This window comes from Pigmentibacter ruber (assembly GCF_009792895.1).
Lineage (GTDB): Bacteria > Bdellovibrionota_B > Oligoflexia > Silvanigrellales > Silvanigrellaceae > Silvanigrella > Silvanigrella rubra.
In genome coordinates this window covers 117,198-130,150 of record NZ_WSSC01000002.1, presented here as the reverse complement: position 1 = coordinate 130,150, position 12,953 = coordinate 117,198, and the positions used below count along the sequence as shown (strand labels likewise).

11 protein-coding genes are annotated in these 12,953 nt (G+C 27.2%); 5 read left to right on the top strand and 6 right to left on the bottom strand.

Features of this window, described 5'->3' with window-relative positions:
• Positions 1–789 precede the first annotated feature (789 nt).
• Together GOY08_RS07035 and GOY08_RS07030 are read left to right on the top strand one after the other, a co-directional pair.
• Positions 790–2,265, top strand: a complete 1,476-nt coding sequence (locus GOY08_RS07035; RefSeq protein WP_158998188.1) for a hypothetical protein — start codon at positions 790–792, stop codon at positions 2,263–2,265.
• A gap of 29 nt (positions 2,266–2,294) precedes the next feature.
• Positions 2,295–3,398 carry a hypothetical protein gene (locus tag GOY08_RS07030; protein WP_158998187.1) on the top strand — a complete coding sequence of 368 codons (1,104 nt, stop codon included), beginning with the start codon at positions 2,295–2,297 and terminating at the stop codon, positions 3,396–3,398.
• 4 nt (positions 3,399–3,402) lie between these two features.
• On the opposite strand, the gene GOY08_RS07025 is transcribed toward GOY08_RS07030, so the two are convergent.
• From GOY08_RS07025 to GOY08_RS07005, 5 genes are read right to left on the bottom strand one after another with little or no spacing between them, the layout of a single operon-like run.
• Positions 3,403–3,828, bottom strand: a complete 426-nt coding sequence (locus GOY08_RS07025; protein ID WP_158998186.1) for a hypothetical protein — start codon at positions 3,826–3,828, stop codon at positions 3,403–3,405.
• Positions 3,829–3,871: 43 nt separating this feature from the next.
• Positions 3,872–4,816, bottom strand: coding sequence for an SPFH domain-containing protein (locus GOY08_RS07020; protein ID WP_158998185.1), 945 nt, complete (start codon positions 4,814–4,816; stop codon positions 3,872–3,874).
• A 2-nt stretch (positions 4,817–4,818) separates the two neighbouring features.
• Complete coding sequence (locus GOY08_RS07015) at positions 4,819–5,697, bottom strand: SPFH domain-containing protein (RefSeq protein WP_158998184.1); 879 nt, start codon at positions 5,695–5,697, stop codon at positions 4,819–4,821.
• Between the two features lie 12 nt (positions 5,698–5,709).
• Positions 5,710–7,767: a SulP family inorganic anion transporter gene (locus GOY08_RS07010; RefSeq protein WP_158998183.1), complete on the bottom strand. Its 2,058-nt coding sequence runs from the start codon at positions 7,765–7,767 to the stop codon at positions 5,710–5,712.
• Positions 7,768–7,807: 40 nt separating this feature from the next.
• Positions 7,808–8,230: a hypothetical protein gene (locus tag GOY08_RS07005; RefSeq protein WP_158998182.1), complete on the bottom strand. Its 423-nt coding sequence runs from the start codon at positions 8,228–8,230 to the stop codon at positions 7,808–7,810.
• A 209-nt stretch (positions 8,231–8,439) separates the two neighbouring features.
• Between GOY08_RS07005 and GOY08_RS07000 the strand changes: the two genes are divergently transcribed.
• On the top strand, positions 8,440–9,093 hold the full coding sequence (locus GOY08_RS07000; protein ID WP_158998181.1) for a carbonic anhydrase: 654 nt from the start codon (positions 8,440–8,442) through the stop codon (positions 9,091–9,093).
• Positions 9,068–9,964, top strand: a complete 897-nt coding sequence (locus GOY08_RS06995) for a bestrophin family protein (RefSeq protein WP_158998180.1) — start codon at positions 9,068–9,070, stop codon at positions 9,962–9,964. Before GOY08_RS07000 ends, GOY08_RS06995 begins: the two co-directional genes overlap by 26 nt.
• 475 nt (positions 9,965–10,439) lie before the next feature.
• Here GOY08_RS06995 and GOY08_RS06985 read toward each other — a convergent pair whose 3' ends face one another.
• Positions 10,440–11,234 (bottom strand): SDR family NAD(P)-dependent oxidoreductase, encoded by a 795-nt coding sequence (locus GOY08_RS06985; protein ID WP_158998179.1) that lies wholly within the window; start codon positions 11,232–11,234, stop codon positions 10,440–10,442.
• A gap of 215 nt (positions 11,235–11,449) precedes the next feature.
• Between GOY08_RS06985 and GOY08_RS06980 the strand changes: the two genes are divergently transcribed.
• Positions 11,450–12,916, top strand: coding sequence for an SAM-dependent methyltransferase (locus tag GOY08_RS06980; protein WP_158998178.1), 1,467 nt, complete (start codon positions 11,450–11,452; stop codon positions 12,914–12,916).
• The last annotated feature ends 37 nt before the right edge of the window (positions 12,917–12,953 follow it).

The window sequence follows — 12,953 nt, the reverse complement described above, 5'->3', positions numbered from 1 at the left end:
TTCATAGATATCAGTTGATAAAACTTTATCCAATGTTAAAGCTGTGACCATTCTAGCCAAAATACATATTATCTTTTCTTAATTGCTACATTTCAGCTAAAATTTCCTCAACAATATCCTCTAATATTATTGCTTACTAAGGCATATTTAAGCAGCTCTCCAGCTAAACTGGTAAGCAGGGAAATATTAATAACCAAAACTTCAAATTAAATTGTTCCTTAAATGTTGCACACTTTTCATTCTATCCGAATCGCCTAAGTGACTTGCAAACTAGTAAATTAATTCAATAGGTATCAAATTGAAGTGCGAGTTACTTTATTATAACTTCTAACTCAGAATTTTAATTATTTTTTTAACTGATTTAAATCACATTAAAAAAATTCTAGTTACATCAAAATCTATTTTAGCATATAAATTAAGCATTTTTGAATTAAATTATAATCCTCAAATATCTTTAGAAAAAAATGATAGAATAAATATAGGTTATGAATTTAATAAAAAATTCCTTACACTTAAAATAAATAATTGAATAATTAAATAATTTTTTTTAAAAAAAGTTGGATTATAAAACTTTAATTATCAAAAAAAATATATATTAAACAACAAAATAAGTTAGAAAAAATAAAATTATTTGTTATAAAAAAATTAAATAACAAATTACAGCTATTATTTTTTATAAATAGAAAATAAAATATAATAATTCCAAAATAATAAATTTCAAAAGAAGAATTAATTACATTACTATTTTTTATCTGGATGTATCTTTCACTAAATGTAAAGGAATCAAGAATGCGAAGCTTTAGATATGATGATTTAGAAATGCAAAATCTTAATATAAAAGAAGATAATATTAATGATACAATTAGATATACACCAAGTAATACAATTAGATCAATTACAATAAAATACAATAAAGATGCAACAAATGGAAGTAAATTCATAATTTACGAAAATAATAGTATAATTTTTTCTTTTCAAGTTTATCATAATCATATTGAAAATTATATTTATAAGTATATAAAAAAGTTCGTTGAATTTAAGAAAAAGAATCCTAATTTAAATTTTTCAAAAATAAAAGATGGATTGCTAAAAAATGAATTCAAAATTAGTATTGAAGTCTTAATTCTTATTGATTTATTTATATTAGAATTATTTTCAATACTAAATATGATTTCAACTTGTACTAATACATCACACGCGGTAAGAAAAATTGAACAGGCAATAATGCCCTCAAGTGCAGACCATGATTTTTATAAATTACTGAAATATTTTATAATACTAAATTATTTTCAAATTGATACTATTGAAGAAACTGTAATTTATGGGACTACATTCAATCTTAAAAATGATAATAGTAAATTATTTTCATTAATAAATCAAATAGAATTAATAGTAAACGATGATAATATTTACAAAACATTCAAAGAATATTACATGAATGGCTCAATGAATAAAACACCACTAAAAAGTGATTTAGACTTTCAATTAAGAATGAAGCTAGATAATTATAGAGAAGCCAAAGAAAATATAAAATCTTCAGAATTTTATATAGAAAAATTAAAATATTTAAAAAAGCTAATATTAAATTTAATGTTAGCTTATACAGAATTCATACATTCAAAAGCTTTAATAATAAGTTTTTCAAGGACATATTACTTAAAGAATGACTATGGTCACGATTTCATTCTTACTTTGTATCAACTTCTAGGAAGCAAATATGAAAAATCTAAAAATTGGGATATATGCATATATATGACTAATATTCAAAATGATACATCTAATATTTACAGACTAAACTATATTCCTCATGCAAGTATAAATACTATTTTACCTAAAGCTCTAAAATTATGGAATACATACAATCAAATTGATCTAATTGTCTCACTTATTCGCACATCACCTATTAATTACGAAAAGTATTTAAGTAAAAATGTGAGAGAAGGTATAAGAAAAATAAATGAAATAATTTCAGGAAAAGATAAAAAGGATATTCTTGATTATATTAAAAATAGCGAAGAAAAAAGAAATCAAGACTCTGAAAAATTCTCGAAAATGCTAGAGGGGATAGAAAAAGACAATTCAATAATTAAAGATCAGCAGGAACATCAAAATGCTAAATTGAATAATGTGACTGATGAACAAAAAAGAATGGGAAATGATTTGAATAAATTAAGTAAAAATTATGATCAAGTAAATAAAGATTTAAATGACACAAAAGGTGTTGTTGATGGTGCTCGTGGATTTCTTAAAATTGTTGGAAAATAAATCTTTTAAAAAAATAAATAGGAAAAAAAATGATTTATGCAAAAAATATGAATTTTAAATTCAAATTTAAAAATATTTTTCATATACTACAAATAAACTTAGATTTTAGAGAGCTTTTATTCACTTATATAGAAAATACTTCTGAGAATGAAAAACCGCTTTTTTATTTTCATTTTTCACTAACTCCAGAACATTTAGATTTAACTCAATACATAGATTTTAATAAAATATTTATGACTATATTCAATAATGATCCTAAATATAAATTGACTAGTTTGACAAATAATGAAAACACTGTTAATATTTATAGTGAAATAGAAAATCGTATGAAATTAATTTTAAATTTTATAGATAATATTAGACTCATTTCATATAAATTTAGGAAGCTTGAAAAAGATTCTCATTTAGTAGATGAAGAAGAGGTTTATTTAATAAGAACTTATCTTGAAAAGATCTCATTTTTGAAGGAAAAAATAATTATTTCAGTATTTTTAACTTCATATTTTGATATTATTTCATTCAAATTGAAAACAATGGGTTACATTGAAAATATCTTTGAAAATGAATTAATTGAATATATTCAAGTTGCATTTAACGAATACTACTTAAATTACAGCAGACTAAAATTTCCATTATTAAGTAGTGATTTACCAACTAAATTTTCTAAGATAAGCAATTATTTTATGCTAAATACAAAACCTTTTACTAAACAAAATATTACTGAAATTCAATATGGAAAATTCCTTCTTGATGAATTCTATGAAGAATTAAATAACTATTTTAGCAATTTTAAGTTTGATGAAATTTTCATGTTGCAATTGAAAAAAGTTTTTATGAAAGCATATTTATCAATTAAAAGAGAAATTATTAATTCTAATATTAAAGGAAAGAATTTTTATACACACAAAGAAATTGATATTTCAGATAAATTAATAAAAGAGATTGCGTTTCATCTTTTAAAATCTGGTGGATACTATGTGCTCAAAGATTTAGAACGTCTTGGTGATGTTGCGGTTGTTCTTCAAAATATAATTTGCGGAATATTTCCAGAACTAAATATTTTAAGTAATAAAATTCAAGCAGATTATAGATTCGGTATTGAGGGAAGTAATGAAACCAAAAAAAATATTTAGAAAATTATTTTGGTTTCACTTTTTCTTTAACAGCAATTGAGGAATCAGATTTTTCAAGTTTTTCTAATTTTAATTTTCCATCAATTTCATTAACAACAAGAGCTATAGACTCACCCCAATCGGTTTTAAATGCTTCAAATTCTGCAGGAAGCTTAGTTTTATTTTTTGCTTCACATTTCCATGAACCTGCATTGAGCCATAATCCATCATTATAATAATTATCACCCCAATCAAAAACTTCACTTTTGCCTGCTGCAATAATTTTAGTAGACATTGAAACTTGCACATCAGAATTAGCTAAACCACATTTTAATGAAATACTTTCTTTTGCATTATTTTTAATATTCCATTTCGTTGATAAATCTGATGAAAAAGCTATAGAAGGGATAGCTAATAATCCAATACATGAAAGAGTAAACATGAATTTCATTGAAAAGCTCCTTTAAATTCAGAATAGATACCCTCTCGCTAAGCTAACAATTAGATAAATGTTGCAAATTTGAGGATGTAAGTTCAGAAACTTTGGGACCATTGACATATGCAGTATCATCAAACGATGTGACCATTGTCATTGCCGAATCTACAGAAGTCAATTCAGTAGCGTCAAAACCTTGAAAAACAATACTTCTATGCGCCTTTTGCAGTGACAATGTATATAATTTTTTATAACCTTCAAAAATCTCTTTATTTCCAATCAAGTTCTGATAGGCCTCGCTTACACTCAAGCTATATTGACCTTTTGCCTCTGCCACTAATTCAGATATTTTTTCAGCAGTTTGAGCTTCAAGTAACTGAACGGCAAGTTTCCCATTTTCTTCAATATCAGCTTTTGTTTTTTCTAATTGAGCTGAAACTTTATCAAATAATTGTTGAGAAACTTCAGAAAGTAAACTTATTCTGCTCAAAAATGCTGTTTCAAGATTAATTCCCCATTTTTCTAATCTATTTTTAATTTCTTCTTTCAACATATTATTAATTAGATCTCTATTCTCCAAAATATATTTGAATTCAAAAGTCCCTAAAATTGTAGTTGTCATACTAATCACAGTACTGTGCATAAATTTTTCGATATTTTCTATTTGAAATGCCGCCATAGTAGGTGAAAATATTTTAAATTCATAAAATAAATCAACTATTATTGTTGTTCCTCTGCGATCATTAACATGTATTTCTTCAACACATCTAAAATCTTTTTTTAAAGATACAGTAATAAATTTTACCCATGGAAATAATTTATCTAATTGAAAATACAATCCTGGTTTATCAAATGCTTTAATAAATTTTCCAAAACGGCATAATAGAACTTGCGTCTCATTTTCAACTTGAAGAGAAATATTGCGAAAAATAAAAATAATAAAAGGAATAAGCAAACAACCCGCTATGATTCCTATAACATAATTCAAGGCATTAATATTCATATTTACCTCTTAATATAAGATAATTTGGCTTCAGAATATACTTCTGTTTCTCTTCTTTGAATATATTCTTGAAGAGTTCCAACATTATTTAATTTTTCAAGAATTTTTGCTTGTGTAAGAATTTCAGCTTTTACTGATTTTGCTTTTGATTTTGCTATTTCTATTCCTTTTTTAGCAGCTAGTAATTTCTGTTCACATTCAGCTTCTTTTAATGCAAAATTCTTTTCCGCTTCCGTTTGGGCATGAATGACTGCATTTAATGCCTGCGCTAGTTCCTCTGGTGGTATAATATCAATAATATCTATTCCTTCAAATTGAAATCCATAATGTTCACGGAATTTATTACTAAATAAATCATTAATTTGTAAATTTAAATGACCTCTTTCAGTTCTTAATATAGCATATGTTCCTTTTCTCATTTGTAGATCTTTATCAGAAGACAAAGCAGTTGTATTACTAAATTTACCAATTTCTTGATGCATTAAACCATTGAAAAAATTTTTAATATGTTCATATGGTTTTTCCATTGAAAATAGTAGTGAATAAATATTAGTTAAAATAGGTGTATATCTTAACTTAGCTTCTATTTTTAAAAGTGTACCATCAGTTGTCATCAACATTGTACCAGATTCAGACATGGTTAAGTCTAATATTTGTTCCTTTATTGAAATTTTCTTTACCTTTTCCCACGGAAGCTTCAAATGAAGTCCTGAATTATAAATTTTTAAATTATTATTTGAAATATCAATTGATTTTGCTTTTCCAAATGAAATAATAACAGCTATTTGACCTTCTTGTACTTGAAAAAAAATCTTCCTTAGTGTAAAAATTAAATACACAGTAAATCCAAAAATAAAACCTAAAAAAATTTGATGTATCATTAATTACTCCAATTAAAATTTATCACTCTGTAAATTTAGTTTTGCCCCTAAATTTAACAGATTTATTTTAGAATCAGATAAATTATTATTATGTTTTTTATAAGCTTTAACTAAACCTTTATTTACTTCAACTACATCATCATTAAAATGTAAATGAGCATCAGTTACTATTGGAAGAAGATCTACTTTATCTATTGAATCAATAACACTTCCATGTGGAACATATTTACCTGATGGAATTTCAACTCCAACAACGATTGCCCCAATTCCAATGTAACAATGCGAACCAATTATTGAGTCATGCACAATTGCTTGAAAACCAATAAATGAATTATTTCCTATGTAACAAGGTCCATGCACAAGCGCTTGATGCGCAACAGAAACATTTTCACCTATGTATACTGCCCAATCATCTTCACCAACTGTGACCCATTTTTCTTTTAGTGCATGAATTACTACACCATCTTGAATATTAGAATTATTTCCAATATAAAAAGGGGTTCCTTCATCTGCTCGAATAGAGCTTTCAGCAGCAATATGTACTTGTTCTCCTAAAATTACTTTACCAATAATAGAAGCTTTATGATGAACAAATGATGAAGCAGCAAAAGAAGCTTTGTCACGAATTTGTTCGAACCAACTATTTTTTTCTTTTTCGAGATTAATATGTTTCTTTTTTAAAAGATTTTCTTTCTTATCAATTGTATCTATTAAAGCTCTTATTTTTTTTGACTTTGAATGACTATTTTTTTCTAATAACTTTTCATCAAAATTTCTTTTATGAAAAAGTCGATTTAAAAAATATATACATATTCCCAAAAATAATCCAAGCATTAAATGCCCACTAGTTGTTCCAACTGCAGTTACTAAAAAAGACAAAGCTTGAAATTTATTTTCTTTGATTAGGTGATAAAAACTTTTAAATTCAACAAGTCGAAACCCTACAACGCAAAGTAATCCGGACAATGCGGCCAACGGAATTGCTTCCATTATTTGACTAAAATAAAGAATAGAAGAAATTAATAAAATTGAGTGTAAAAATGCTGATAATCTTGTTTTTGCTCCACTTTGAACGTTCACAGTCGAACGAACAATAACTCCCGAAACAGGCATGCCACCAACAAGACCAGAGCCTAAATTACCAATCCCTTGTCCTAGCAATTCTAAATTAGAATTGTGCGGTTTTTTAAAATTAGTCATTCTATCTATTGCTTGTGCTGATAATAAGGACTCCACGGAGGCCAAAAAAGCTAATGGAATTGTAACAAGAATTAAATTAATCATTTTATCTGAAGCTACCCAAGGAAAACTTGGAAAAGGAAGAAAATTTGGGATAGCACCTACTCTCTCTATATTCCAATTTAAGTGCGCTGAAAGTGCTGTTACAATAACTATTGCAATAAAAGAAGCAGGTAACCTTTTAAAGGATTTACATGCTGTAACAAGAAAAGCAACAAATAATCCACAAATAACTGCAAACCATGAAACCTCATGAAGCCATCTATAGTCATTTACACTTTTAAGAATGTGCAAAATAGAATAATCAAAACCGAATAATTGAGGTATTTGTGAATCTAACAATTTAATCCCCACGCCAGTTGTAAAACCAGCAAGGACAGCTTCTGGGACATATTTGATAAATTTTCCAGCTGATATAAAACTTAACAGGATTTGGAAACAACCAATAACTAAACAAGCAAAGCACACCCCAATTGGCCCATAATCTTTTGTAATTGCTAAAACCATGACGTTTAATGCAGCAGCTGGACCAGTTACTTGCAATCGCGCTCCACCAAAAATAGCAGCAAGACCTCCGCCAATTGCTCCAGCTAATAAGCCGGAGCTTGCAGGCAGCCCACATGCAACAGCAAGTGCAATATTCAAAGGTAACGCAACAGATGCTACTGTAATTGCTGAAAGAGAATCTTGTAGAAATGATTTTCCTTGCAAAATATTGAGCCAATCTTTACTTAACTCAACAGCGAATTCTTTAAAATTATTGCTACTAATATTTTTAGAACAATTTATTTTATTGTTTTCAGATAAGTCAAAAATATTTGTTACTTTCATTCTCTACCTTTTTTCTTGAAGATATAAAAAATGAATTTCTTTATCTTTTAATTAAATTTGAACACCATCTATTGTCCCAACAAAGTTTCATATTTTTATCATTTAATCTTATATTAAAAGTTACAATTTCACGTAAATGAGTCATTTTTACAGCTAAACTAATTGAATATCCCTGAGAATCTTTTGTAAATGATTTGACTTCATAATTTCCAATTATTTGCGCATCAGTTCTACTTGCAGGTTTTGTGCAATGATAATCATCATAATATTCTAAATAAGATTCCACACGATTGTTTTCTTTAAAGACATAGTTATAAGTACCTTGAAATAATCCATCTCCATAGCTACTGCAACTTGTCCCTCTCCAATCAGTATTATCCAATAAGTCAGCTACAGAGTTTAAAGAAAAGGAATTTTGTTGTAAGCAAACTAGAGTACTAGCGAGTAAAATATTTTTAAGCATTTTCTACCTCTTTTGATTATGATATTATATGTTATTGAAATAATAATTTCAAAATCTGAAATTGCAAGTCATTTTTTATATGCAAACTAATTTATATTTTTAAATATTATTCAAAAATTTATAAAGTAACTTTAAATTTTCTAAAATCTATTTTCTTGATAAATTATTTTTTTTAGATAATAATATTCAAAAATTTAAAGGAACTTACAATGAAAAATTTAATGCCAGGTCTAAGAAAATTTACTGAAAACGTATTTCCTGAACAAAAAGATCTTTTTGAAACTTTATCACAAGGCCAAAAACCACATACTCTTCTTATTACATGCTCAGATTCCAGAATTGATCCAAATTTATTAACACAAACACAGCCAGGTGAACTATTTGTTATACGAAATGCCGGAAATATTATCCCGCCTTATGGAGCTTCTGGTGGCGGAGAAGAAGCTTCGATAGAGTTTGCAGTAGATGGATTGAAAATTAGCAATATTGTAATATGTGGCCATTCACATTGTGGTGCCATGGCTGCGCTTATGGATAAAGTTGATTTAGATGCACTTCCTTCTGTTAAGCACTGGTTAAGACATGCGCAAACAACTAAAAAAAGAGTTCTAGCTTGTAGCAAAAATAAAGACTTTAACTTGATGGATGTTATTGAAGAAAATATACTAACTCAAACTGATAATTTAAAAACACATCCTTCTGTTTCATGTGCATTACGTCAAAATAAAATTAGACTTTATGGCTGGGTTTATCAATTTGAAACTGGTGAAGTAAAGATATATGATCATATGCAAAAGAGTTTTGTGAAATCTGTTGCAGTAAAGGAAGAGGTTCTCAATGAACCAAGCCGATTTGAATTATGAAAAATATTACTTCATAAATCAACACGAAAAAAAATCATTTTTTAAAACAGCAGTAACTTGGAATGGTTCAGTTACACCTGTTGTTATTCACAGAGTTATATTATTTATGCTCTATGCATATATTACTAGCTCAATTGAAAAAATTTATCCAATATCGACTTTTCCTATAAGCCCCTTTCAATATACAGGCTTTGCACTAGGTATACTTCTTGTCTTACGGGTTAATGCAGGCTTAGATCGTTGGTGGGAAGCTAGAAAACTTTGGGGAAATATAGTAAATCAATCTAGAAATCTTTCTATAATGGTAAAAGTTCATTGTAAAAATGAAGATGAGAAAAAGAAAATATTAAAATATATTGCAGCTTGGCCTTATGTAATCATGAATAGTTTAAGAAATGATTCTAGTACAACAAAAATTAATAAATTTTTATCGCAAGATGATCTAGAAAAAATGTCACAACATCCACACAGACCATCATATATTGCTTACAAATTAGATGAATATTTTCAAAAATATCTTTGCCCTGAAATGAATTCATATGTGTTTCATCTTTTACAAAATGAACGTTTATTACTACTTAATTCAGTAGGTGCTTGCGAACGGATTGCATCGACACCAATACCCTTCGTCTTAGCAATTAAAATAAGAAGATTTATTTTAATGTTTATCATTTTATTACCCTTTTGTATGAATGATAAAACAAATATCTATTCTGCAATTATCGTAGGTCTTGTATCATATCCTCTTTTATCGCTAGATGAAATTGGTGTTCACTTGCAAAACCCTTTTTCCTTAAAAAGTTTAAGTTGTTTACCGTTAGAAAACATTTGCGACAAGATTTATGCAAATATTTCTGAAAATAATTTTTAACTTTTTCTAAAAATACCTTATTGTTCAATTTCTTACTTTTTTTATAAAATTATTTAAAAAAGTTAGTAGGAATTTTATATGCGAAAAGACAGTTTATTTGATATACCAAAAAATCTACCAATTCCCCAAGATGATGGTGCTTGTTCACATTTAGTTAACTTTAAATTACCAAACATATTGTTATCTTAAACATCTAATAAATTAGTTAATTTAAGCACAATAAAAAATAAAGTTGTTGTGTTTTTTTAGAGTTCACAAAAGCTTTACACTTACCAACATTTAATGTTGCTAATATGACTTTGTTAAAAAGGCTTACACTAATAATTGAAAGCGTTATAATTACTAAATTTTTCTATCCCGTATTCCCATCAACCAAAGCAGCTGATGATGTACTTGAATATTTAACTACCCAAAAAAGTTAGTTCCTTATTAAAAAATTTATGAATACAATTGCATTATTAAAAATAAACTTGATTTAATTTCTCTGATGCTTTGTAAAATCGTGCATAATATTTTTCATTATTAAAATTCGAAAAAATCTTGGCAGTGTAATTAAAGACCATCCCAAAAACTTTGCTATAAATCCTGGCCTTACAGTCAGAGATTTTCCTAAATTTTTAACCATTCCTTTAGCAATAACATTTGGATCGGCAGTATTAGCTAATTTCATTTTCGCTCTTGTAGCAAATCCTGATTGAACTGGCCCTGGAGCGCAGCATAAAACATCAACTCCATATTCCTTAAGTTCAAAATACAACCCTTCTGCCAAGCTTTGAATATATGCTTTTGATGCAGCATAATTAGCACTATAAGGGACTCCTTGAAATCCAACTAAAGACCCCATTAAAAAAATTCCACCCCTTTTTTGCATTAAAAAAATATTTGCAAAATAATGTACTTGTTCTAAGACTGCTTTACAATTTACTTCTAACATATTTATTTCATTTTTTATGTCATTTTTAATAAATTCTCCAGATGTCCCAAATCCTGCTATCGCAGCAAATAAGCCTATTTTATATTCTTTACAAAAGATTTTAATGATTTCTAAAGCATTTGGTTTTACTAAATCAATTGATAATATTTTTACTTCAATTTTATATTGTTTAACAATATCTGCTGAGATTTCCTGTAAAAGCTCATCCCGACGTGCTATTAAAATTAAATTTAGTCCTTGTTGTGCTAGTTGGTATGCTAATGCCTTTCCTATTCCATCGGAAGCACCTGTAATTACGCCCCAAGGACCATATTGAGTTAAAAATTTATTTTGCATTATCTCAATCCTTTATCATTTATGTAATATTCATTCTCTATTATTAACAGATTATATCTTAAAATCTAAATTAAAAACAGCATTTTCTTAAATTCCAATTCAAAAATAAAAAGTCCTAATGAATATAAAAATGAAATACACTACTTTAAAAATAAAAATTTTAATGTAATAATAAAATTTAACTATTTTCTCATTAATTAGCTAATTAGGAAATTATGATATCTAAGAGACCTTTATTAACAACAAAAATTACTATGGAAGATTTCTTAAATTATTATTGGCTTAAAGAAGAATTAAGAGCTTTTTGTACAAAATATAAGCTTCCAACTTCTGGTTCAAAAGAAGAATTGCAAAAACAAATTGAACATTTTTTAAAAACTGGCACAAAATTACCTAAAAAAATTTCAACTCAAAAATCAAAAGTCAAAGATAGTGATAACAATATCACATTAAAAACTTTGGTTAAAAATTTTAGAAATGATGCTAAAACAAGAAAATTTTTCGCCCAACAAATTGGAAAAAATTTTCATTTTAATGAGTATTTAAGAGAATTTGCAAAAAAAAATTTAGAAAATAATACAGAGCTTACTTATGGAAATTTAGTAAAAGGCTGGATTGAAAGTGAAGAATTAAAAAAGCAGAAAAATTATAAAAGCAAAATTGGATCACAGTTTGAATACATGACATTTATTCGAGATTTTTTTGCTTTTGAAAAGAATAAATCAAAAAAAGAAGCTATTGCCGCTTGGAATTCAATAAAGTTATTGCCAGGAAAAAGAACTTATGAAAATTATTTAAAAAATATAAAGTCGCAAGAAATTGACAATTACAAAAAAAACAATCTAACTCCAGATCCTACCGCTGTGCGAGTGGCTTTATGGCGTGCTTTACATGTTTTAAAAGATTTACCTCCGCATATCTTTAAAGATGAAATTGCTTTAAAAGTAATTGATCCTGAGATAGATTGGCAATCAAGAGCTGATATGCATCTAGATAATACAAAAGGTTTTAGAGCAAGTATCGTTGCTCGAAGCCGTTTTATTGAAGACATTGTTCTTGAAAAAATAAAATTTGGAATAAAGCAATATCTCATTTTTGGAGCAGGGATAGATACTTTTGTTCACCGTCACCCTGAATTGGAAAATAAAGTATCAATTTTTGAAATTGATAAAAAAGAAACTCAAGAATGGAAAATTTCACGATTTAAGGCATTAGGATACAATAAAGCTAAAAATTTGAATTATATTTCTGTTGATTTATCGGGAAAAATTTCTTGGTATGAAAAATTAATAAATTCTAAATTTGATTTAAAATCTCCATCAATAACAGCAATTGCTGGAGTTTCATTATATCTTTCCAAAAAAGCAAATTTACAATTGCTGGCTCAATTCGCAAAATTTCCTAAAGGATCTATTGTTATTTTGAGTTTTATTTTGCCAATTGAACTACTCGAAGAAAAAGAAAAAAATAACTTTAAACAAGTAATATTACGTGCTAAACAAGCAGGTACACCTTTTCTCAGTTTCTTCTCACCGCATGAACTGTTAATTTATGCTAAAAATGCGGGATTTAAAAAAGTAACGCACGTGGGAAAAAAAGAAATCATAAATTTATATTTTAAAGATCGAAAAGATGATTTTCTTCCCAGCAGCGGAGAAGAATATATTATAGCTTGTACATGAAACTCTCTACTCACTGAAATTAGAGAAAAGCTTCACG